This window comes from Mycolicibacterium houstonense (assembly GCF_900078665.2).
GTDB classification, from domain to species: Bacteria; Actinomycetota; Actinomycetes; order Mycobacteriales; family Mycobacteriaceae; genus Mycobacterium; species Mycobacterium houstonense.
Window position 1 is genome coordinate 4,720,911 of sequence record NZ_LT546207.1, and the last position, 21,203, is coordinate 4,742,113.

23 protein-coding genes and 1 pseudogene are annotated in these 21,203 nt (G+C 66.4%); 19 read left to right on the top strand and 5 right to left on the bottom strand.

Annotation, left to right across the window (positions count from 1 at the left end):
• The 11 genes and pseudogenes from BN4332_RS23660 to BN4332_RS23705 all read left to right on the top strand — a co-directional run.
• Positions 1-195, top strand: a pseudogene (locus BN4332_RS23660) (hypothetical protein); the annotation flags it as partial.
• Positions 196-770: 575 nt separating this feature from the next.
• On the top strand, positions 771-1,370 hold the full coding sequence (locus tag BN4332_RS23665; RefSeq protein ID WP_066901976.1) for a TetR/AcrR family transcriptional regulator: 600 nt from the start codon (positions 771-773) through the stop codon (positions 1,368-1,370).
• Positions 1,371-1,450: 80 nt separating this feature from the next.
• Positions 1,451-2,164, top strand: a complete 714-nt coding sequence (locus tag BN4332_RS23670) for a hypothetical protein (RefSeq protein WP_066901931.1) — start codon at positions 1,451-1,453, stop codon at positions 2,162-2,164.
• Positions 2,165-2,313: 149 nt separating this feature from the next.
• Complete coding sequence (locus BN4332_RS23675) at positions 2,314-3,837, top strand: nitric oxide reductase activation protein NorD (protein WP_066901932.1); 1,524 nt, start codon at positions 2,314-2,316, stop codon at positions 3,835-3,837.
• Positions 3,838-3,850: 13 nt separating this feature from the next.
• On the top strand, positions 3,851-4,630 hold the full coding sequence (locus tag BN4332_RS23680; RefSeq protein ID WP_066901933.1) for a CbbQ/NirQ/NorQ/GpvN family protein: 780 nt from the start codon (positions 3,851-3,853) through the stop codon (positions 4,628-4,630).
• A 14-nt stretch (positions 4,631-4,644) separates the two neighbouring features.
• Positions 4,645-4,773: a hypothetical protein gene (locus BN4332_RS34940; RefSeq protein ID WP_264012348.1), complete on the top strand. Its 129-nt coding sequence runs from the start codon at positions 4,645-4,647 to the stop codon at positions 4,771-4,773.
• Positions 4,770-5,465, top strand: a complete 696-nt coding sequence (locus BN4332_RS23685) for a hypothetical protein (RefSeq protein ID WP_066901934.1) — start codon at positions 4,770-4,772, stop codon at positions 5,463-5,465. The genes BN4332_RS34940 and BN4332_RS23685 overlap by 4 nt, the downstream gene beginning before the upstream one ends.
• A gap of 102 nt (positions 5,466-5,567) precedes the next feature.
• Positions 5,568-5,909 carry a hypothetical protein gene (locus tag BN4332_RS23690; RefSeq protein WP_235654300.1) on the top strand — a complete coding sequence of 114 codons (342 nt, stop codon included), beginning with the start codon at positions 5,568-5,570 and terminating at the stop codon, positions 5,907-5,909.
• Entirely contained in the window at positions 5,910-7,160 is a 1,251-nt protein-coding gene (locus BN4332_RS23695; RefSeq protein ID WP_066901936.1) for a cytochrome P450, read from the top strand.
• A gap of 40 nt (positions 7,161-7,200) precedes the next feature.
• Positions 7,201-7,716: a hypothetical protein gene (locus tag BN4332_RS23700; RefSeq protein ID WP_066901937.1), complete on the top strand. Its 516-nt coding sequence runs from the start codon at positions 7,201-7,203 to the stop codon at positions 7,714-7,716.
• Between the two features lie 66 nt (positions 7,717-7,782).
• Complete coding sequence (locus tag BN4332_RS23705; RefSeq protein ID WP_066901938.1) at positions 7,783-8,193, top strand: hypothetical protein; 411 nt, start codon at positions 7,783-7,785, stop codon at positions 8,191-8,193.
• On the opposite strand, the gene BN4332_RS23710 is transcribed toward BN4332_RS23705, so the two are convergent.
• Positions 8,172-8,792, bottom strand: coding sequence for a TetR/AcrR family transcriptional regulator (locus tag BN4332_RS23710; protein WP_066901977.1), 621 nt, complete (start codon positions 8,790-8,792; stop codon positions 8,172-8,174). The genes BN4332_RS23705 and BN4332_RS23710 overlap by 22 nt on opposite strands.
• Positions 8,793-9,143: 351 nt before the next feature.
• Here BN4332_RS23710 and BN4332_RS23715 point away from each other — a divergent pair, with 351 nt between their 5' ends.
• From BN4332_RS23715 to BN4332_RS23730, 4 genes are all read left to right on the top strand, one after another.
• Positions 9,144-9,542, top strand: coding sequence for an STAS domain-containing protein (locus tag BN4332_RS23715; RefSeq protein ID WP_074133168.1), 399 nt, complete (start codon positions 9,144-9,146; stop codon positions 9,540-9,542).
• Between the two features lie 108 nt (positions 9,543-9,650).
• Positions 9,651-10,607: a helix-turn-helix transcriptional regulator gene (locus BN4332_RS23720; protein ID WP_066901940.1), complete on the top strand. Its 957-nt coding sequence runs from the start codon at positions 9,651-9,653 to the stop codon at positions 10,605-10,607.
• 118 nt (positions 10,608-10,725) lie between these two features.
• Positions 10,726-11,574, top strand: coding sequence for an alpha/beta hydrolase (locus BN4332_RS23725; RefSeq protein WP_084459392.1), 849 nt, complete (start codon positions 10,726-10,728; stop codon positions 11,572-11,574).
• A gap of 94 nt (positions 11,575-11,668) precedes the next feature.
• A complete protein-coding gene (locus tag BN4332_RS23730) occupies positions 11,669-13,030 on the top strand; it encodes an FAD-dependent oxidoreductase (protein ID WP_066901942.1) in 1,362 nt (453 codons plus the stop codon).
• On the opposite strand, the gene BN4332_RS23735 is transcribed toward BN4332_RS23730, so the two are convergent.
• The gene (locus tag BN4332_RS23735) at positions 13,027-13,479 is read right to left on the bottom strand and encodes a 6,7-dimethyl-8-ribityllumazine synthase (RefSeq protein WP_066901943.1); all 453 of its coding nucleotides are present in this window, start codon (positions 13,477-13,479) and stop codon (positions 13,027-13,029) included. The genes BN4332_RS23730 and BN4332_RS23735 overlap by 4 nt on opposite strands.
• A gap of 9 nt (positions 13,480-13,488) precedes the next feature.
• The gene (locus BN4332_RS23740) at positions 13,489-14,250 is read right to left on the bottom strand and encodes an alpha/beta hydrolase family protein (protein WP_066901944.1); all 762 of its coding nucleotides are present in this window, start codon (positions 14,248-14,250) and stop codon (positions 13,489-13,491) included.
• Positions 14,251-14,422: 172 nt separating this feature from the next.
• Between BN4332_RS23740 and BN4332_RS23745 the strand changes: the two genes are divergently transcribed.
• Positions 14,423-15,316 carry a mycobacterial-type methylenetetrahydrofolate reductase gene (locus BN4332_RS23745; RefSeq protein ID WP_066901945.1) on the top strand — a complete coding sequence of 298 codons (894 nt, stop codon included), beginning with the start codon at positions 14,423-14,425 and terminating at the stop codon, positions 15,314-15,316.
• A gap of 39 nt (positions 15,317-15,355) precedes the next feature.
• Positions 15,356-17,044: an HNH endonuclease signature motif containing protein gene (locus BN4332_RS23750; protein ID WP_084459389.1), complete on the top strand. Its 1,689-nt coding sequence runs from the start codon at positions 15,356-15,358 to the stop codon at positions 17,042-17,044.
• 27 nt (positions 17,045-17,071) lie between these two features.
• Here BN4332_RS23750 and BN4332_RS23755 read toward each other — a convergent pair whose 3' ends face one another.
• Positions 17,072-17,668 carry a TetR/AcrR family transcriptional regulator gene (locus BN4332_RS23755; protein WP_066901946.1) on the bottom strand — a complete coding sequence of 199 codons (597 nt, stop codon included), beginning with the start codon at positions 17,666-17,668 and terminating at the stop codon, positions 17,072-17,074.
• Positions 17,669-17,737: 69 nt separating this feature from the next.
• On the opposite strand from BN4332_RS23755, the gene BN4332_RS23760 reads away from it, so the two are divergent.
• Together BN4332_RS23760 and BN4332_RS23765 are read left to right on the top strand one after the other, a co-directional pair.
• Entirely contained in the window at positions 17,738-19,150 is a 1,413-nt protein-coding gene (locus tag BN4332_RS23760; RefSeq protein ID WP_235654187.1) for an ABC1 kinase family protein, read from the top strand.
• A complete protein-coding gene (locus tag BN4332_RS23765) occupies positions 19,137-20,318 on the top strand; it encodes a cytochrome P450 (RefSeq protein WP_066901947.1) in 1,182 nt (393 codons plus the stop codon). Before BN4332_RS23760 ends, BN4332_RS23765 begins: the two co-directional genes overlap by 14 nt.
• Before the next feature lie 153 nt (positions 20,319-20,471).
• Here BN4332_RS23765 and BN4332_RS23770 read toward each other — a convergent pair whose 3' ends face one another.
• Complete coding sequence (locus tag BN4332_RS23770) at positions 20,472-21,161, bottom strand: fumarylacetoacetate hydrolase family protein (RefSeq protein ID WP_066901979.1); 690 nt, start codon at positions 21,159-21,161, stop codon at positions 20,472-20,474.
• Between the last annotated feature and the right edge of the window lie 42 nt (positions 21,162-21,203).

The window sequence follows — 21,203 nt, forward strand, 5'->3', positions numbered from 1 at the left end:
GCGGCCCCGCCGGCCGACGCCCTCGGAGCCGACGAGGCCGGCGGACAGACTCCCGCCGCGCCACCGGTGACCTCGGCCACCAGGCTGTACTGGGTCTTCGCCGGCGTGGCCGCGCTGCTGCTCCTGGCCGAGCTGTATCTGGTGCTTCGCGAGTACCGGCGCACCCAGTCCATCCATGTCGGGTTGCGGCCATGAGTACCCTGCGCCGGCGCCTGCTGCTGTATTCCGCCCCGGTGGCGCTGTTGGCCGTCGCGGCCGTGGTCAAACTGCTGTCGGTCGTGGTGTTCGGGGCCTCGGCGCAATCCAGCTTCACCGACCGCGACACCGGGGCCTTGGCACGTGAGGTGGGGGTGCTTCAGGTGGCCGACGTCGTCGAGCCCGGCAAGGCCGACTTCGCCGCGGGCGCCCTGGCCGTGCTCGAGGACCGGCTCACCGACGCGGACCGGCACTTCTCATCGGCGCTGCCCCACCTCGGCGGTGATGAATCATGTTCGGCCATGGTCAATCTGGAGCTGATCCGGGAAACCCTTGGCGACCGCGCGGCCGCGGCGGCAGACGATCGGACCGCCCAGGCCCACTACCTGGGCGCCCGAGACGTGGTGGACCGGGCGCCGGAGGGGTGCTTCGCAGGCAACGCCGATCCCGATCCGGATCGGCGCACGGTCCGTGATCAGGCGTTGACCCGGTTGACCGGCAAGATCGACGCCGCCTCCGTCGCGCCACCGCCTCCGCCGCCCCCGCCCGCACAGGCAGCGCCTCCACCGCCNCGAATGGCTGTGGCAGACGGGTTGTCTGCGCGTGAGGCGAAGCGCCTGCAGACGCGTGAGCGGTTGATGGGCGCGGCGATCGCGGAGTTCAAACGCGCGGGGATGGCCGAGGCGGATGTCGGCGCGATCGTCACCGCCGCAGGCGTCGCGCACGGCACGTTCTTCTTCCATTTCCCCACCAAGGAACACGTGCTGCTGGAGCTCGAGCAGCGCGAAGAGGAACGCATCGCCAAGCAATACACCCAGTTCCTCAAGAAGCCGCACAGCCTGGAAGATGGCCTGCGTGAGGCCATGCGGCTGGTCATCGCCCTGGAGCGCCGCCTCGGCAAGGTGCTGTTCAAAGACTTTCTGGCCCTGCACTTCTCGCAGACCCGTCCGCCCGCGCCGGAAAGTCAGGAGCACCCGGTGATCTCCGGGGTGGTCGGGGAGATCGAACTGGCCCAGCAGCAGGGAGCGGTCGCCGCCGACGTCAACCCGTGGAACAGCGCGGTGTTCTTCCTGCTCGGCTTCTATGCGCTGTTGATCACCACCAACGATTGGCCAACCCGCGACGCCCTGCTCGAGGACTACGTGGTCAGGACCATGCGGAGCCTGGCGCCCTAGAACCGGTACCGGACGGTCCTGTCGAGCCGACGACTCATTGACTATAGTCAGTCAAAATCGGACGGCCGACTGGAGGACCCGTGAATTTGCCGACCCTGAGACCGCGGCGTGCGGCCGTGGCGGGTGAGCCGTCCCCGGCCGACCACGACGAGCGGTCCCGGCTCGCGCAGCGGCAGGCCGACAAGTGGCTGATCGTCGGCTCATTGCTGATCGGCAGCGCCGTGCTGGGCGTCGTCGGGCTGCCGATCTTCCTGCGCGGCGTCTGGTTGCTGCGCCGCGCCCAGCGCGAGGGCCTGTCGGTACGGCCCATGATGGTCACGCTGCTCGGCTACCTCGTGATCATCGACGCCGCGATCAACGCGATGGGCTGGTCACTGGACCTGATCGGCAACCACAGCCTGCTCGCCCGAGTGCTCCTGACCGGCTGGGGCAACATGTTTGATGCCGGCTACTTCTGGCATTTCAACGAGCTGTGGGTGGGCGGTGCCGGTGGCCCGGGCGAGAAGGCCTGGGAGGTCGCCCTCATCCTCACGGTGTTCACCATGCGGATCGCGGCAGGCATCGGCTTTCTGCAGATGAAGCGGTGGGGGCATCAGTGGATGATCGTCACCTGCTGGATGGGTGTGGTCATCTGGTGCGGATACGTGTTCAACATGACGATGTTCGCCGACGTGCGTTACGCCGGGACGATCTTCCCGGTGATCGGCTGGTGGCTCTACGACATCTTCTACATCACGCCGTTCTTGGCGATCCCGTACCTGCACACCGTCAACCGCGAGATCTTCACCGACTGATGCGCGGACATTGACTCAAGTCAGGAATCCTATGGAGGAGGATGCAGTGCTCTGGGAAATCTGCCGCTATGTCGGCGCATGGGGCGGCACCGCCCTGATCATCTGGTTCTGGTACTGGATGTTCTCCAACATCGGCACGTTCTGAGCCGATGGCCGACCACGACGCCATCGCCCTCGAGCGCAGCTGCGCGCTGACCGCCGTCGCGCTCAGTGACGGCCGCCGCGAAGGAGTACGGCTGGTCACCGGCGCACAGCGCGGTTTCGGACTGTCGGCGGCGCTGGATCACGTGCACGTGCCGTACCCAGCCGTCGTTGCCTCCTGGACCCGACGATCGCTGACCTGCGGCGTGGCCCTGCAGTGTGCGCCGGCCAAGGAGCGGCTCGTCCACTACCGGTTGAACGAACTGTCCGCCCGTGAGCTCCGGGCCCTCAGCGTGGTGGAGGGCGAGGTGGCCCTGGGCTGGGTGGCTGTCCGATGGCCTGGCCTGCTCCCCGAAATTCGAAGACTCCTACCGGATCTGGCGTGTGCAGACGCGGATCTGCCTGCCGCCGACATGCTCGAACGTGCGGTGGGACGGGCCCGGCACCGCGGCCCCGTCGACGTGGACCCATTGCTGGGCCGGCTGCCCGTGGCATACACCGTTCCGGCCGGGCTCGGCGACCGGCTGCGCCGCAGGTTCGGCCGGATGCCGTGGACCACCACCCAGAAGCGCCTGCCCCGGCCGTATTCCGTCCCGGTCGGCGGCGACGGCGGGGTCCGTAACCCGAATCTGCCACCGCCGAGCCGCCCCCAGGACAATGACCTCGACGTCACCCCGCAGCACCGGCCGGGCATTCCGTACCCGGAGTGGAATGCATGGACGGACAGTTTCCTGCGCGATCACGTCGCCGTGGTCGAGCACGCCAAGCCACCGGGCGGCCGTCGGACCACTCCGGTCTCGGCCGACCTGCGGGCCTGGTTCGCCGAACACACCCACCGCGCGATGATCGGCAAGTTGGACGACGGGTCGGACCTGGACGTGGATTCCTATGTACGCCACCACATCGATCTGGCCACCGGCGAGGCAGGCGAACCGCGGGTGTTCCGGGAGCTGCTGCCGAGCAGCCGGGATGTCACCACCGCGCTGTTGCTCGACGGCAGTTCGTCGCTGGGTGTGCACGGGGGCCGGATCTTCCGGTTGGAACTGGACTGCGCCGACGCGCTGTCGCGAGCCATGAGCCTGGCCCGCGAACGCCACGGCATCTTCGTGTTCACCGGCAACACCCGGCATCGGGTGGAAGTGCAGTGTCTCAAGGACTTCGAGGATCGCCGGTTCGTCCCGCCGAGCACCGCCGGCCTGGTAACCGGAGGCTACACCCGGCTCGGTGCGCCGCTGCGACACCTGACCAGCCGCCTGCTGGCGCAACCCTCGGAGCGGCGGCTGCTGATCGTCATCGGTGACGGGCTGATCTCCGACGAGGGCTATGAGGGCCGTTACGCCTGGGCGGACACCGCGCACGCGGTGGAGGAGGCCAACGACGCCGGAGTGGCCGTGTACTACGTCGGCGTCGGTCCCACCCGTGTCGACCCGCTGCCCGAGGTGTTCGGCCCGCGTCGGTCCCAACGGATCCGCCGCGTCGAGGAACTGCCACGGGTCCTGGCGCACGTGCACCGCGAGCTGGTCGCGGCGTGATCGGGAGGAGAAAATGAGCAGCGACACGTACTTCGCCAACGGCAACGAGATCCAGCTGTTCGAGCAGGCCTACGCCCGCCGGCTGCCGGTGATGTTGACGGGGCCGACCGGGTGTGGCAAGACCCGTCTGGTCGAACACATGGGCTCCCTGCTGCAGCGCCCGGTGGTGACGATCAGTTGCCACGACGACCTCACCAGCTCAGACCTGGTGGGCCGGTTCATGATCACCGGGGGCGACGTGGTGTGGACCGACGGTCCGCTGACCCGCGCGGTCAAGGCCGGTGCCATCTGTTATCTGGACGAGGTGGTCGAGGCCCGCCACGACTCGCTGGCCATCCTGCATTCGCTCACCGACCACCGCCGGGCCCTGTACCTGGACCGGGCCGGCGAGGTGGTGGTGGCACCGGACACCTTCATGCTGGTGTGCTCCTACAACCCGGCCTACCGGAGCTCGCTCAAGGAACTCAAACCGTCGTTCCGGCAACGGTTTGTCACGCTGGCGATGACCTATCTGCCACCGGAGCGTGAGGCCGAGGTGATCGTTGCGGAGACCGGAGTGGGCCGCGACGCCGCGACTCGCCTGGTCGCCTGCGCGACCGCGATCCGGGGGGCCGACGCCGCGTTCCATTTCGAACCGCCTTCGACGCGGGTGCTGGTCACCGCGGGCCAGCTGGTCGCCGCGGGCGCCACCGAACTCGAGGCCGCCGAGGCCTGTGTTCTCGCGCCGCTGAGCACCGACGGAGCGGTCACCGACGGGCTGCGTGAGGTCGCGGCCGCAGGCCTGCAAACCTAGGAGAGGATTTTCTGGTGAACGAGCAGGAGCGAAAGCGTAAGCGCGCGTTGATCGTTCTGCAGGTGGTCATCTACGGCTATCTGTTCGCGATGTTCTGTATCCAGCTGTACATGTCGTTCGCCAGGGGCTGGTGGGAGCTGTGAACCTGCCACTGGCGCAGTCGGATTCGGTGACGCTGGAAGACCATCACGAGCAGTCCCGGCTCGCGCAGCGACGGGCCGACAAGTGGATGATCGTCGGTGCGCTGCTGATGGGCATGTGGATTCCCGGACTGATCGGGTTTCCCATCTTCATGCGCGGAGTGTGGCTGCAGCGTCAGGCCCAGCGCGCCGGGCTGTCGGTGCGGCCGATGATCGTCACACTGATCGGCTATCTGGTGCTGATCGACGGTGCGCTCAACAGCCTGGGCTGGGCATTGGACCTGGTGGCCAACCACACGCTGATCAACCGGGTGCTCATGGTCGGCTGGGGAAACATGTTCGATGCCGGCTACTTCTGGCATTACAACGAACTGTGGATCGGCGGATCGGGTGGCCCGGGCGAGAAGTCGATGGTCTTCGGGATGATCGTCACGGTCTTCGCGATGCGTTGCGCCGCCGCGATCGGTTTCCTGCAGATGAAGCGGTGGGGGCACCAGTGGATGATCGTCACCTGCTGGATGGGCGTGGTCATCTGGTGTGTCTACGTGTTCAACATGACGATGTTCGCCGATGTTCGCTACGCCGGAGTGATCTTCCCGGTGATCGGCTGGTGGATCTACGACATCTTCTACATCACGCCGTTCTTGGCGATTCCGTATCTGCACACGGTCAACCGCGAAATCTTCACCGACTGAACAACTTCTGAGGAGCACATGGTGTCGACCCGCAAGGAAAGCACAGAAAGCACCGAAACCAAGAAGGACCTGCCCCCGGGAACCACGCCGTACTACGCCAACATGCACAAGTGGATCAAACGGGCCGTGCTGGTCTGCCTGGTCGCCCTGGTCATCGAAGGCGCGTTCACGCTGCCGTTCATGGCGGTCTACTACGGGTATCCGACGCTGAGCATGACCGAGATCTGCAGCGAGCTGCTCAAGGTCCGCTACTCCGACGACACCCTGGAGTGCAAGCACCCGTACCCGATGCTCGGCCCGCCCGAGGGTGCCGAGGGCAAGGACACCGCCCGCGACGAGTGGGGGATCCAGCCGACACCGAAGTACGACCGGCTGGGCTTCCGCGAGCTGGTGCGCCGCCACGAGGAACGCCTGGCCCGCCAGGCCCAGGAACAGGGGCGGTAGATGGCCAAGTCTGCCGAAGAGCACGCGCGTGACTGGGATCTGCGGCACGAGGACTTCAACGATCACGACCTGCTGTACGAGGTGTATGCGGTGATGCGCGAACGTGCACCGATCGTGCACACCGCGACACCGTTCTTTCCGACCGACGGTGCATGGGTCGCACTGGGTTACGACGAGTGCTATCAGATCGCGCAGGACTGGCAGCACTTCTCCAGCAATCCGACACCAGAGGGTGCGCAGCAGGCCGGCGGCGATCTGGTGATCACCCTCGACCCGCCGCGGCAGCAGTCGTTCCGCAAGGTGCTCAACCCGTACTTCTCCCCGGCGCGGATGAAGGCACTGACTCCGCAGATCCGGGCCGAAACCGACCTGCTACTGGACACTTTCATCGAGCAGGGATCAGGAGACCTGGCCCAGATCGCCTGGCAGCAGCCCGGCATCGTGTTCTTCAAGTACCTGCTCGGCATGCCGGTCGGCGATGTCCCGCTGTGCCTGGAGCTGGTCGACACCGCGCTCAACGGCCATTCCGAACAGGACCGGGCGCTGGCCTGGGGTGGCTTGTACCAGCATGTCCACGATGCGGTGTCGGCCCGCGCCACGGCGCCACCGCGCGACGACGTGATCGATGTGCTGCTGCACGCCGAGATCGCCGGGGACCCGTTGCCGTTCAACGACATCGTGGCCAACGCCATCCTGCTCGTTCAGGCCGGCCTCGAAACCACGGCCAGTGCGATGTCTTTCGCCTTCCACTACCTGGCGGGCCATCCTGCTGAACGTGACCGGCTGATCGCCGAACCCGAGATCCTGCCCAGGGCCGTCGAGGAGTTCATCCGATTCGCCGGCTCGGTCCACAGCCTGCCCCGCACCGTGGCCGAGAACGTGGAGCTGGGCGGGCACACGTTCTGTCCGGGCGACTCGGTCCTGGTCAACTACGCCGCGGCCAACCGCGACGCGGCGCATTTCCCGGATCCGGATCGGTGTGTGCTGGACCGTACGGCCAACCGTCATCTCGGCTTCGGGGCGGGTGTGCACCGGTGCCTCGGCTCCAACCTGGCCCGCCTCGAGTTCGCCGTGGGACTCGAGCAGGTGCTGGCCCGGATGCCCGACGTCGTGCTGGATCCGGCCGGCACCGCGGTGTTCCACGGCAACTCCGTGACGCGCGGCTATCGCTACATTCCGGTGCGGTTCAGCCCGGGCGAACCATCGGCTGTGTTGCGGGGATCTAACGATTCGGTGGTGTCTCGGGGTTGACGTTCCCGTAATTAGCAAAGCCGTGGTTCAGTGGTAGTCGATGTCTGGTGTCTGGTTCTCGCGTCGCTGTATCACCGCTGCGGTGACGGCGGGTGTCTCGTTGCTCGCGGTGGGAATTCCGGCGGCCTCGGCCGCGCCGGCCAGTGATGCGCGCGGATACGTCGATTCCACGGCGCGGTGCGCCAGTGCCGACGCCACCGTGCTGTTCGGCAGCACCGACGCCTCCCGCGTGGCGATCTGCTCGGTGTCCGGCGGCAAGTACGAATACCGCGGCGTGCGGCTGCGCGACGGCGCGAAATTGATCGTGCCGGCCACCGGCAACGGCAACGGTGCATTTCTCGCGGAGAACGCCGGCATCGAGTACATGGTGACCTCGAAATCGCTGGTGCTCAGTGTCGGCGAGAAGGTGATCCGGGAGGAGGCGATGATCGACTTCCACCGCCCGGGTGCTCAGGAGGCGCCCAGCGCCCCGGTTTCCGCGACGCCGACTACCCCGCTGCCCCCGCCGCTGGCGGCCGAGGTAGGTGGCAGCGGCAGCGACACTCGTAGTCGCTGACCTGCTGACCAGCGCCGTTGCCGCCGCAGTTGATGGCGAATGATGAAAATGATAATCATTAGCGGCATGCGCGCGTCTACGTCGGCTCTGCTGGATCAACTCAGGCCGGGTTCGATCCTGCTCACCGTTCCGCTCGTCGACGACGTCGTGCAGGTCGGCATCGGCGGCGAGTACCCGACCGCGAGGGTCGCGGTCGCGGTGACGTCATTGCTCGTGCGGATCCGGCGACTCGACGGCAGGCCGCTTCAGGTGCACATCGTCGAGAACTGGCGCGACCCGGTGTCCCCGGGGATCGCGATCCCCGTCTTCGCCGACCCGGCGGATGTCGTCGTGCTCGACCGGTGCGACGGGTGCTGGGTGCCCGATGCCCGCCTCCGCGTCACCGGGTCCGCGGAACTCGACCGGTTCATCGGGACCCTCGCCCGGTTTGCCGTGGCCAAACAGGAACGCGTCGATCAGGCGGTGGGTGCGGCGTAGGTCTGTAGATACCGGGTCAGCGCCCGTTCGCCCTCGGTGAGGATCTCGCGGTCTTTCTCCGGACCGGCGTGGAATGCCATCTCCAGCAGGCGATCACCCATCTCCACGGCCACCATCGTGACCAGTGGATCAGTGCCTTCGCGCAACAGGCCCCAATGCAGCAGGGCTCCGTGCAGGGCCCGGGCGAAATCTGCCCGGCGTGCACGTGGGTCGGCGAGCAGACCGCTGGCCAGGCTCGTGTAGTGCAGGTTGACCAGATGCGGATGGTTGCGCAGGTGCTCGTAGTGGAACTCGAAGATGCCGTGGGCCACCTCGGCCAGACTGGCCGGGGTCAGGGCGGCCAGTATCGCGGCGCCTTCGGCGTCGCGCCGGTCCAGATGGTCGGCCACGATCTCCTGCAGGATGGCGTCCCGGTTGGGGAAGAACTGATAAACCGTCGCGACCGGCACCTCGGCCCGCTGGGCGATGGCGCGGGTGGTGACGGCATCGACACCATTGGTCTCCAGCAGCTCGAGCGCGGCGGCCCGAATACGTTCGACGCGTCGTCTGCTGCGCTCCTGTACTGGTTGCCGACGCCGGAGTGGCTTGTGGGTTACCACGGATAAATCGTCGCACATTGCTGAAATGATCCAAGTTCATGTTTGCTCCCGGTGATCCTCGGTAGACAGGGCAAGATTTCGCGGCGCCGCCCCCTGCGGTTGGGTCAATAAACGAACATGCACGCCTTCGTCGCTATCCGGACAACGAAATCCTGATCCGCCGAACTATGGCGAGAGATTGGCGAGAACCGTTGTTGTCGAAGGCATTCCATGTTGATCCCGGTGTGGCGGCGTTGTCCGTATCGATCCCTGCCGACCATGATCGCGGTAACCTCGACGCGGGTTGAGCACACAGCCGGTCACGTGGTCGAGGGGTACCTCGTCCCTCGGAGCTCGGCGATGGGGTCCATCATGACGCTTGCTCACTATTCTGATCGGCTGCGGCCGGTCAGGTCGTCCGACACCTGCGTGATCGATTGCGCCGGAGCGCGGGTCTGCGCGTATGTCCGGGGCCCGGCTACCGTTCTGGCGGTCGAGGGCGAGATCGACATCTGCAACTCGGACCGGCTGATCGCCGCGATCCGTCGTCTCCAGCAACCCGGTATTGCCTTCATCCTGGACCTGCGTGCAGTCGGGTTCATGTCGGTCAGCGGATTCCGTGACCTCTTGGCGTTCGCTCACGAATGTGCCCGGGCACACCTGGCCTGGCACGTGGTGACGGGAGACGCGATTCGCCCGCTCCTGCGGGTCATCCCGGACCATCAGCTCCCTGTGGTCGGTGTGGCCGACCCGACCGTCGGTTCTGGCTGATTGCCCGGGGCAGGCGCACTCGTTCGCCGTATACAACGTAAGCGGCGCAGGTAGGCTGGTTATTGCGGGGCCAGCCAGACCCCGTGTGGCCTACTTTGAGCGAGCGTGATGACCGCGAACGAAGACCTGGATTTCGCCAGCGCGGACCTCGGCGCAACCGAGGAATTTCTGGTGCGCGCCTACACGAAGATGTCGATCGCGCGGGGGCCGGGCGAGCGTCCGACCACGCGCATCGTGCGGAAGTGGCTTGGGCCGATCAATTTCGACGAGCTCGAGCTCGACTATCACATGTCCTACGACGCAGATCCGTTGAACAAGATCTGCCTGTGCCGCGTGCATTCGGGTCGCATCGAGGAGAACTTCATCGGTGAACCGCAGGATGTCTTCGGTCCCGGCGATGTCACGTTGCTGTCGCCGCCGGAGCTTCCGTACTCGGGCCGGGTGTGCCGCGCCGGCTACGACCTGACCATGTTCGATGCCGAACTTCTCGGGCGCGTCGCGACGACCGGACCTGGTGAACGGACCGGACCCGTGCGGTTGACGGGTCACCGGCCGATATCGCCGCAGGCCGGATATCAGCTCAAGGTTGCGATCGAATACGTGCGCTCGTTGGTGCAGGGCGATAATGGGCCCGTTCCAGCACTGGTCGCCTCGACCGCCGCATCGATGCTGGCGGCGACGGTGATCTCCACCATGCCGACCAACGCGGGGCTGGAGCCCGGTCCGACCGACCGGAGCGACGCGAAACCGCCATTGCTGCGGCGCGCGATCGCCTACATCGAAGCCAATGCGGATCGCGACATCGCGCTCGTCGACATCGCCGAGGCCATCTACGTCACACCCCGTGCGCTGCAATACATGTTCCGCCGTCACCTGGACGTCTCACCGATGGGTTATCTGCGCCGAGTGCGCCTGGACCATGCCCGTCAGCAGCTGCTCAACGCCGATCCGGCGACAACCACCGTGCAAGCCGTTGCGGCTCGCTGGGGATTCGCCCATACCGGGCGTTTCGCCGCTGCTTATCGGCACGCCTTCGGTGAGTATCCGTCAGACACCCTGAATTGAGTTGTGCGGGGTAGCGTCGAGTGCGATTGTTGTTGGCTCGACCCCTTATTCGAAGGAAACCGTGTCCATACTGTCCAAGCAGATGACGGCCGATGCTCTGGCCCGGATGTTCTCCGCGATGGTGAACCCATTGGCCAAACCTGGAGTCCGCTTCCCTGAAATCCAGGGCCGCACAACCTTTGTGACGATCCCCACCCGCCATGGCGATGTCGCCGCGACGGTGTATCACCCGCCGTCGGGCGATGCGAGCTCCCCGGTGTACGTCAACGTCCATGGCGGCGGCTTCGTCGTGGGTCATCGTGAGCAGGACGACCCGTGGTGCCGATTCCTCGCCGAGCACGCGAATGTTGTTGTGGTCAATACGGATTACCTGCTGGCCCCGCATCGTCGTTTTCCCACGCCGGTGGAACAGATCTATGACGTGCTCGGCTGGGCTTCGGCGCCGGAGCGGGAGTGGGACGGCGGCCGCTTGTGTGTCGGCGGCCAGAGTGCGGGCGGCAGCTTGTCCGCCGGCGCCGCTCGGCTGGCTCTGGAGAACGGCGGGCCGCGGATCGCCCTGCAGGTTCTGCACTATCCGCCACTGGATCTCGTCACCGCCACCAGGGACAAGCGCTCTGCGCTGGGTAACAAGGCGGTGATGAAGCCGTGGATGGGAGACGTGTTCGACACCGCATACGTTCCCGACCGCGCCAAGCGAACCGACCGCCTGGTGTCACCGGTCTGGGGCGCCAATGCCGACGGGATCGGCGGCATTGCCCCCGCACTCATCGTCACCGCCGAGTACGACCGGTTGCGCGACGAGGCGTGGCAGTACGCCCAGAAACTCGACGCGGTGGGCGCCCTGGCCGAGTACTACGAAGTGCCCGACGTCGACCACGGCTACAACATCATGAGCAACAATGTCGACGTCACCCGGAAGGTGTACGAACACATCGCGGGGCACGTGCGCCGCGCCACCGAGGTCTGACCGCGTCGCCACGTGACGCGGATCTCGTTGGGGAGGTCTTGCGGGATGCCCGGTCATATTTAGGCTTGCCTTACCTAAATATGTAAGGGCGGTCATGAGGAAGATCCAGGTAGCAGTCATCGGCGCGGGCCCGGCGGGCATCTATGCCGCCGACATCCTGACCAAGGAATACGAGCACGCGCGGGTCGATGTGTTCGACCGCTTGCCCGCGCCCTACGGGCTCGTGCGCTACGGCGTCGCGCCGGATCATCCGAGGATCAAGGAGATCATCAAGGCGTTGCGCCGGGTGCTCTCCCGTGACGAGAACAGCGTGCGATTCATCGGCAATGTTCACTACGGCACCGATCTGCGGCTGTCCGACCTGCGGCGCCATTACGACGCGGTGATCTTCTCCACCGGGGCGCGCGCTGACCGGCCGCTGGACATCCCCGGCATCGACCTGCCGGAAAGCTACGGTGCCGCCGATTTCGTCTCCTGGTACGACGGGCATCCCGACGTGCCCCGCACCTGGCCGCTGACCGCCAAGAACGTCGCGGTGCTGGGCGCGGGCAATGTGGCACTCGACATCGCCCGGATGTTGGCCAAGCCGGCCGACGAACAGCTCGGCACCGAGATCCCCGGCAACGTCTATCAGGGGCTGGCCGCCAATCAGGCCACTGACGTCCATGTCTTCGCCCGCCGCGGGCCCGCGCAGATCAAGTTCAGCCCCATGGAGTTTCGCGAGCTGTCGCACTCACCGAGTGTGGACGTCATCGTGCATCCGGAAGGGTTCGAGATCGACGAGGCCAGCCAGCACGCCATCAACACCAGCAAGTCGATCCGGCTCGTGGTGGACACCATGATGAAGTACCTCCAACGTGAGCCGACCGGTGCGCCGCACCGCATCCACATCCATCTGTGCCAGGCGCCGGTGGCGGTGCTGGGCTACGACCGGGTCGAGGGTCTGCGTACCGAACGTACTGAGCTCTGCGGTGACGGAAATGTCCGTGGTACAGGAGAATTCACCGACTGGCCGGTCGAGGCGGTCTACCGCGCGGTCGGCTACCTGTCCACTCATCTGGCCGACCTACCGTTCGACCACCATGCCGGTGTGGTGCCGAACGACGCGGGCCGGGTGCTCGACATCGACGGTGGATTGATCGACGCGGCGTACGTGACCGGGTGGATCAAGCGTGGCCCGATCGGGCTGATCGGGCATACCAAGTCCGACGCATCCGAAACCGTGGCCAGCCTGCTCAGTGATCTGCCGGGGCTGCGCTCTCCCGAAACCAGTGATCCCGACGCGATTCTCGCGCATCTGTCGGCCACCGGTGTGGACTACACCACCTGGGCCGAGTGGGAGCGGCTCGATGCCCACGAGATGTCGCTCGGCGAGGTGCAGGGACGGGAACGCGTCAAGGTGGTGGCGCGTGAGGACATGATCCAGGCCGGCCGCGACGCGCTGGTGCGCGACTAACCGAGCGAGCTGTGCAACGCCAGCGTGGCCGCGACCGCGTTGGCTGCCTCGGTGCCCTTCTTCACGAAGTGCTTGGTGAAGTAGTCGACGTGCTCGTCGTGCTCGTGGAAATGGTGCGGGGTGAGTACGACGGAGAACACCGGTACGTCGGTGTCGAGCTGCACGCGCATCAGCCCGTCGATCACCGCGGTGGCCACGAAATCATGGCGGTAGATCCCGCCGTCGACCACCAGGCCCGCCGCGACGATGGCGCGGTACCGCCCGGTCAACGCCAGACGCTTTGCGGTGAGCGGGATTTCGAAGGCACCGGGTACTTCGAAGAACTCCAGCGCGTCACCGGCGAAGCCGTGGGTGGCGATCTGTTCGGTGAACCCCGCGCGCGCCTGGTCGACGATGTTGCGATGCCAGGTGGCTTGCACGAAGGCGATCTGCGTGGCTGCGTCAGACATGCAGCGACGCTATCGCACGTCGAGGTAGGCGTCGGCCCACGCGCCGATGATGCGTCCGGCGCGTTTGGCCTGTCCCGGCCCGGTGAGCAGGTGTTGGGAACCCTCCAGCGACACGAAGCTGCGCGGATGGCGGGCCGCCCAGAAGATGTCGCTGGCGTTCTGGATGCCGACGGTGTTGTCGGTCGGGGAGTGCAGGATCAGCAGCGGCATCTTGAGGGCGGTGATCTTGTCGCGCAGCTCGGCGGCGCGGACGTCCTCCACGAAGGCGCGCTTGAGGGTCAGCTTCTTGCCGCCGACCATCCACTGGCCGCTGCCTTCGGCGCAGACCTGCTCGACGACCGCGTCGTACTGACGCTCGACGTGCGTCGGATCGAACGGCGCACCGACGGTGACCACCGCCCGCACACCGGGGGACTGGCGCGCCGCGGCGATCACCGCCGCCCCGCCGAACGAATGCCCGATCAGGATGTCGGCCGAGGTGCCGCGCTCGGCCATGAACGTGCAAGCCGCGACCACGTCGTTGACCTTGACGGTGAACGAGCCGTCGCCCCAGTCGCCCTCGGAATCGCCCAGCCCCAGGGCGTCGAAGCGCAGCATCCCGATGCCGTCACTGGCCAGCTGCTTGCAGATGCGCGAGGCGGCCGGCGAGTCCTTGCCGAGCGTGAAACCGTGCGAGAACACGCCCCAGCCCCGCACCGGGCCGTCGGGCCGATCGATCACCCCCGCGAGCATCGGACCCGTCGAACTGGGGAACGTGACGCGCTCAGCCATGCCGGTGGTTTACCACGAATGCCCCTCCGGTTGCCGGTGGGCCGACCCAACCTGCGCCGTTGCCAGCCGACGTCCGTAGGGTGGGGTGTCCGGTGGAATGCGGGCGCGCCGCCCGTGACGGGCAATGCCGCCCGCCCGCCGAGTAGGTATGTCGTCAGATGTGGAGCAATAGGTGGCCCTGAACACCATCGCGCTTGAGCTCGTTCCGCCGAACCTGGAACGCGGCGTGCAGTACCCCGTGGACGAGGCGCGGAAGGTGCTCGCCTTGGCCGCGGAAACCGGCATCGAAGGCCGGATTCAGCACGTCATGATCCCCGGGATGATCGACGAGGACGACGACCGGCCGATCGAGATGAAGCCGCGGATGGATGTCCTGGACTACTGGAACATCCTGCGGCCCGAGCTGCCCGGCATGCGCGGCCTGTGCACGCAGGTAACCTCCTTCCTGGATCAGGAGTCGCTGGGCAAGCGGCTGACCGATCTGAGCGGAGCCGGATTCGACGGCATCGCATTCGTCGGCGTGCCCCGCACCATGAAGGACGGCGAGGGTGAGGGCGTCGCCCCCACCGATGCGTTGTCGATCTACGAGGAACTGGTGCCCAACCGCGGCGCCATCCTGATCCCGACCCGCGAGGGCGAGCAGGGCCGGTTCAACTTCAAGTGCGAGCAGGGTGCGACGTACGGCATGACGCAGCTGCTCTACTCCGACGCGATCGTCGGGTTCCTGACCGAGTTCGCCAAGACCACCGACCACCGGCCCGAGATCCTGCTGTCCTTCGGCTTCGTGCCGAAGATGGAGACCAACGTCGGCCTGATCAACTGGCTGATCCAGGATCCGGGCAATGAGGCCGTGGCGGCCGAGCAAGAGTTCGTCGGCCGTATCGCCGGCCTGGAGCCCGCCGAGAAGCGTGGGCTCATGCTCGACCTCTACAAGCGGGTGATCGACGGGGTCGCCGAGCTCGGCTTCCCGCTCAGCATCCACTTCGAGGCGGCCTACGGAGTTTCCAAGCCCGCCTTCGAAACCTTCGCCGAGATGCTGGAGTACTGGGCGCCGGACCGGGCCTGATCCTCTTCGCGCCGGCGGGGCGCACTTGTCGGTGGTCGAATGTATGTTCGAATCATGCAGACGGGTGCGGTTGAGGCGGTGGCGGTGTTGCGGGCCGCCTTCGACGCGTTCGTCGCCTGTGACTTCTCGTCGCTGTCTCGGGCCGAATTGTTGGCGGTGCTCGATGAGTACGAGGCGCTGACGTGTCAGTTGCCGGTGTCGTTGCACCGGCTGCTGGCGCAGTTACAGGCCGACACCACGCCCCGGGAGTTGGGGGCGAAATCATGGAATGAGGTGTTGCGGGTCCGGTGGCGGTTGTCGACCACCGAGGCTTCCCGCCGCCTGGGCGAGGCCGCCGAGTTGGGGCCGCGCCGCGCCCTGACCGGTCAACCCTTGCCCCCGGTGCTGCCGGTGGTCGCGGCCGCCGTGGGGGCTGGGTTGATCAATGCCGAGCACGTCAGGGTGCTGCGCGACGCGGTCGAACGGTTACCCGGCTTCGTCGACCAGGTCACCCGTGACCAGTTCGAGGCCGACCTGGTGCGGGTGGCTGTCGGTGTGGGCCCCAAGGAACTCAAGGAGACCGCCGCATTGCGGTTGTTCCTGCTCGATCAGGACGGGCCCGAACCCGATGACACCGAGCGCGCCCGCCGGCGCGGGCTCACCATGGCCAAACAGGGCCGTGACGCAATGACGCCGCTGACGGCCAATCTCACCCCCGAAGCGGCCGCGGTCATGGAGGTGCTGTTCGCCAAGTTCGCCGCCCCGGGCATGTGCAATCCCGGCGACGAGCAGCCCTGTACCTCCGGTACCCCCAGCCAAGCCCAGATCGACAACGATCACCGCAGCCTGGCCCAGCGCCAACACGACGCCCTGCTGGTCATCGGGCGCATCGCGTTGATGACAGATCTGGGTCAGCTCAACGGATTACCGGTGTCGGTGATCATCCGGACCACCCTGCAAGACCTCGAAAGCCGCGCCGGGATCGGGGTCGGCGGCGGCGGCACCAAAATCCCGATCAAAGATGTGATCCGGATGGCCGGGCACGCCAACCACCACCTGGCAATCTTCGACAAGGCCACCGGAGCGGCCCTTAACTACTTCCGGGCCCGCCGCACCGCCAGCCCGGCTCAACGCATCATGTTGATCGCGCGTGACGGGGGCTGCACCAAACCCGGCTGCACCGTGGGCGCCTACGGTTCGCAGGCCCATCACGCCATGGCAGATTGGGTCAACGGCGGCAACACCAATGTCGACGTGATGGCCCTGGCCTGCGGCCCGGACAACCGCCTCGTGCACACCGACGGCGGCTACACCACCACCATCAACGCCGACGGCGATGTCGAATGGCACCCACCCCCAGAACTCGACCACGGCCAACTCCGCATCAACTACCACCACCGCCCCGAACTCCTGCTGACCCCACCCGACCACCAGCCCGAACCATCGCAGGGCTCAACGGTGGCGCGCGATGATGGGCCGGACACCGACCCCGGCAACATGCGGGACGACACCTGCCGCCCACCACGCGAATCAGACCCCGACGCGCCGTGGGACTTCGAGCGCGACTCCGAACCCGAACCGTTCCCACCGTGGGACACCGACGGCATCCGCGAATGGGATCACCTTCGAGACACCGACTTCGACGAGACCGCGCTCCGACCCTCGATCGAATTCGACCCGGACACATACGATCCCTGGCAACCCGTCGACAACCACGACCTCGAAGCCAAGGCAGTACGCGGCCCCTAGTCCTGGTCTCGAGAAGCGTCGGCTCGATCAGCTGAGCGATTGAACGCGTGCCGCGAGGGTGGCTGTCCATTCCTTCAGGTACTCATCGTCGGATGAGTGTGCTGTCGAACGGCGGAACAGGTTGGCGGAGAACCGCTCTCCGAGGAGGCTGTGGATCCCCAGTGATGCCAGAACCTTGGTCTGCTCGGAAGAGGTGTGCGGGGCCCAGACGCTGATCCAGCCGTTGAGCTCGTCGCACAGCCCGTCGACGAGCGCTGCGTAGGCGGTATCGAGACGATCCGACAACCCCGCCGGCGTGCGGGCAGCGATCTGAAGCAGTTCGCTCTCCTGGTCGATCACTGTGAGCACATAGCGGCCCAACACGGTCAACTCGCTGTGGAGGTCGCCGAGTCCGGCAAAGAGAGCGCGGATGTCCTGCATGGCCGAGCGACGGTCGAGCTGACGGTCGATACCGGCTGACAGCAGCGCGTCCTTGGATTTGAAGTGGCGATACAGCGCGCCGGATCCGGCGGACAGGCCGGCAGCAGCTTCGATCTGGGACACGCTGGTGGCTTCGAATCCCCTGTCGCTGAACAGCTTCATCGCCTCGGTGACCAGCCGTTCCCGGGTTGATCCGGCCGCCATCGTTGACCTCCTGCAAGTGATCACTTACTGTGCGTATGAATGCACTTTACTACGAGTGGGAGTGGTTCGATGCCGGAGCGCAACAAGCATGTCCCGCGCGGCCGAATCCGGCGAACCATGCCCTTGGCCGGGTTCACCGCGCGTGCGGCCGGTGGCCGGCTGGTCGCGGGTTTGCGGGAGAAGGCCGGTGGCGACGGAGCCGTCGAGCGGTTCCACGAACGCACGGCCGAGCGTTATGCCGAGCTGCTCGGGCACTCCAAGGGCGCCTTGATGAAGGCCGGCCAGATCCTGTCGATGGTGGATGCCGAGGCGATCGGCAACACCGGATTCGCGCCCTACCAGAAGTCGTTGGCGCGATTGCAGACCGCCGCGCCGCCGATGGCCGCAACCCTTGTGCACACGGTCCTGAACGACGAACTCGGCTCAGGCATCGAATGTTTCGCCGAGTTCGACGACGACCCGATCGCGGCTGCCTCGATTGGCCAGGTGCACCGGGCCGTGCTGCGCGACGGACGCGCGGTGGCGGTCAAGATCCAGTATCCCGGCGTGGCGCAGGCGATCCGCGATGACCTGGCCAACACTGAACTACTCCTGACTTTCATGCGCTTGGGTGCTGCCGCGACCAGGATGACGATCGACATCCGAGCCATGGCGGCCGAGATCACCGCGCGGATCACCGAGGAAGTCGACTACGGGCACGAAGCCGCGATGATCACCGCCTTCGCCGACTTGCTGCGCGGTCATCCCTTCATTCGTACTCCCGAGGTGGTCCCGGAGGGGTCCGGTGACCGGGTGCTCACCATGACCTATCTCGACGGGATGGATTGGGCCGCAGCCCAACACGCTGAACAAGACCTGCGGAATACCTGGGCCGAGGCGATCTTCCGGTTCATCAACAGTGGGTCCCGGCATGGCAACCTCGTCCAGGTCGACCCGCATCCCGGCAACTTCCGTTTCAACCCGGACGGCACTGTCGGTTGTCTCGACTTCGGCTGCGTTCAGACCTTCCCCGAGAGACCCCGCTGGCTGTTCCTCGCACTGATGCATGCCGGGATGGACGGCCGCTATGACGATTGCCGCAATTTTATGCTCCAGATGGGACTGATATCAGACGAAGCAGCGCTCAGCCCTGAAGAACTGCGGCGCATTGTCTCGGACATGGCCTATGCGACCAACCTGCCTCAGCCAGTGACCTATACGTCGGACATCGCAAGGCGCACCTTGCACGCGATGTTCGGTGGTGATCAGAATTTTCGGCCGACCGGCGACATGGCGGTGACCCGCGAGTTCGTGTTTCTGCCCCGACTCCAGATTGCCTTCGATCACATCGCGGCCGGATTGCGGGCGACGGTCCCGGTGCGGTCCATCCTCGAGGACCTATCTGGAATCGCCGAACCCACCACGGAACTTGGGAAGCTCCATCACGCCTGGGTACGCGAACGCGGACTGCCTCTCGGACTGGATCACCATGACCATCCCTGACGTTGCGGCCCCACGGCTTCCCTGGGACGCTGCCGATCCCTATCGGTTCTATGCCGCACGGCGCGACGAGGGCGACGTCGTATGGGACAACACGGCGCAGGCCTGGTTGGTCCTCGGATACCGCGCCGCCCGCGACGTGCTCACCGGCAAGCACTGGACCAGCGATCCTCGGGCGAACCTGGCTGCCGCCGGTGCGACGGATTTCTTCAACTCGACTCTCGTCGAAGCCAGCATGTTGTTCACCGACGGCCCCGCCCATGATCGGCTGCGCGCGTCGGTGCGGGACGTATTCGGCCGAACATTCATCAGCCGGCTCACCGACGGCATCGAATCCATCTGTCATGACACCGCTTCCACACTCCCCGCCGGGCGAACCTTCGACGCGATGGCGCGGATCGCCCTCCCGCTGCCGATCGCGGTCATCGGCGCCTGGCTGGGCCTGGATGCCGGTCAGTGCGACGCGCTGCGCGAGCATTCGCCGGCCGTCATCCGAATCCTCGGGGGATTCGTCGATCGTGAAGAACTCGACCACGGAATCGCAGCGGCCGCCGCTCTCCTTGCCGAAATGCTTCCCGCGGCCGCCGACCGCCGCGTTCATCCCGGGGACGACCTATTGAGCTACATTGCCGGTGATGACAACCTCACTCTCGACGAGGTCGTCCTCACCGCGATCCTCGTCGCGGTCGCCGGGCACGAGACCACCGCAAACCTGCTCGGCGCCAGTCTCGTCCGATTGCTCACCCTCGATGCCAACGGCACGCGCCCGGCCGACGGGACCGACCCTTCCGATCCGGGTGTGATCACCGAACTGTTGCGCCTCGACAGCCCGGTCCAGGCCACCGCCCGCACCGCGACCGCCGACCAATCCATCGCAGGCGTCCACATCCGTTGTGGTGAAACTGTGCTGGTCTGTCTCGCGGCCGCCAACCGCGACCCCGCCGTCTACGACGATCCGGACCAATTCCGTCCCCGACGACCCGGACCCGCCCCGCTGACTTTCGGTCACGGCGCACATTACTGCCTGGGTGCCCCGTTGGCCCGGCTGGAAATCACCGCTGCCTTGCGCCACATCCTGCCGCGCCGACCCACACTGATGGGAACACCCGAATGGCGCGACACCTCCGCTATCCGGGGCCCGTTGAGTGTTCCGATCTGTTTCGAGGACTGAGACCGGACGTTCACCCTCACCCATCGCCCCTGAAACCGCCGGCATGAACCGGACCGCATTCGAGGGGCTCGGCCGGGCCCGTGGCCACAAAGCCCATGACCCCGCGCCAAGTGCATATCACGGGCCAGCCCGTCAAACGGGCCGCCGATCGGCTCAGCCGATCGTGAAGGTGAACTCCGCGACGTTCTCCACGCCGCCAGAGACCACGTCACCGGGCTCCATCGGCCCGACCCCGGCCGGGGTGCCGCTGTAGATCAGATCGCCGGGCGCGAGGTCGACGGCGTTCGAGATCGCACTGATGACCTCAGGCACCGACCAGATCAGGTCCTTGAGATCGCCCTGCTGTCGCAGTTCGCCGTTGACTCGCAACCAGATCTCGCCGCGGTCGGGGTGACCGACCTCGTCGACCGGATGGATCGCGGTGCACGGCGCCGACGCGTCGAACCCCTTGGCCCAGTCCCAGGGGCGGCTGAGCTTCTTGGCCTCGTCCTGCAGATCGCGGCGGGTCAGGTCGACGCCGACGCCGTAACCCCAGACCAGGTCCAGTGCGTCGGCCGGGGCCACGTCGCGGCCCCCGGCACCCAGCGCCACGACGAGCTCGATCTCGTGGTGAAACGACGAGGTGAGTGACGGGTAAGGGACGGTGCCGACCGCATCGATCACGGCGTCGGCCGGCTTCATGAAGAAGAACGGCGGCTCGCGGTCCGGATCCTTGCCCATCTCGCGGGCGTGGGCGGCGTAGTTGCGTCCGACGCAGAACACCCGTCGCACCGGAAAGCGGCCGGGGCCGGTGCTCACCGGAAGCGACGCCTGGGGCGGGGGCGGGATGACGTAGTCGGCCATGGCCACCATCATCACCAAGAAAAATGGGTGGCGCCGTCGCCT

Excerpts from the sequence above, each read along its gene's own strand:
- BN4332_RS23715 (WP_074133168.1), top strand. The coding sequence starts at position 9,144 with ATGACGCTTGCTCACTATTCTGATCGGCTGCGGCCGGTCAGGTCGTCC.
- BN4332_RS23705 (WP_066901938.1), top strand. The coding sequence starts at position 7,783 with ATGCGCGCGTCTACGTCGGCTCTGCTGGATCAACTCAGGCCGGGTTCG.
- BN4332_RS23765 (WP_066901947.1), top strand. The coding sequence starts at position 19,137 with ATGACCATCCCTGACGTTGCGGCCCCACGGCTTCCCTGGGACGCTGCC.
- BN4332_RS23740 (WP_066901944.1), bottom strand. The coding sequence starts at position 14,250 with ATGGCTGAGCGCGTCACGTTCCCCAGTTCGACGGGTCCGATGCTCGCG.
- BN4332_RS23750 (WP_084459389.1), top strand. The coding sequence starts at position 15,356 with ATGTATGTTCGAATCATGCAGACGGGTGCGGTTGAGGCGGTGGCGGTG.
- BN4332_RS23735 (WP_066901943.1), bottom strand. The coding sequence starts at position 13,479 with ATGTCTGACGCAGCCACGCAGATCGCCTTCGTGCAAGCCACCTGGCAT.
- BN4332_RS23675 (WP_066901932.1), top strand. The coding sequence starts at position 2,314 with ATGGCCGACCACGACGCCATCGCCCTCGAGCGCAGCTGCGCGCTGACC.
- BN4332_RS23755 (WP_066901946.1), bottom strand. The coding sequence starts at position 17,668 with ATGGCGGCCGGATCAACCCGGGAACGGCTGGTCACCGAGGCGATGAAG.
- BN4332_RS23725 (WP_084459392.1), top strand. The coding sequence starts at position 10,726 with ATGGTGAACCCATTGGCCAAACCTGGAGTCCGCTTCCCTGAAATCCAG.
- BN4332_RS23760 (WP_235654187.1), top strand. The coding sequence starts at position 17,738 with ATGCCGGAGCGCAACAAGCATGTCCCGCGCGGCCGAATCCGGCGAACC.
- BN4332_RS23695 (WP_066901936.1), top strand. The coding sequence starts at position 5,910 with ATGGCCAAGTCTGCCGAAGAGCACGCGCGTGACTGGGATCTGCGGCAC.
- BN4332_RS23730 (WP_066901942.1), top strand. The coding sequence starts at position 11,669 with ATGAGGAAGATCCAGGTAGCAGTCATCGGCGCGGGCCCGGCGGGCATC.
- BN4332_RS23665 (WP_066901976.1), top strand. The coding sequence starts at position 771 with ATGGCTGTGGCAGACGGGTTGTCTGCGCGTGAGGCGAAGCGCCTGCAG.
- BN4332_RS23720 (WP_066901940.1), top strand. The coding sequence starts at position 9,651 with ATGACCGCGAACGAAGACCTGGATTTCGCCAGCGCGGACCTCGGCGCA.
- BN4332_RS23700 (WP_066901937.1), top strand. The coding sequence starts at position 7,201 with ATGTCTGGTGTCTGGTTCTCGCGTCGCTGTATCACCGCTGCGGTGACG.
- BN4332_RS23680 (WP_066901933.1), top strand. The coding sequence starts at position 3,851 with ATGAGCAGCGACACGTACTTCGCCAACGGCAACGAGATCCAGCTGTTC.
- BN4332_RS23690 (WP_235654300.1), top strand. The coding sequence starts at position 5,568 with ATGCACAAGTGGATCAAACGGGCCGTGCTGGTCTGCCTGGTCGCCCTG.
- BN4332_RS23770 (WP_066901979.1), bottom strand. The coding sequence starts at position 21,161 with ATGGCCGACTACGTCATCCCGCCCCCGCCCCAGGCGTCGCTTCCGGTG.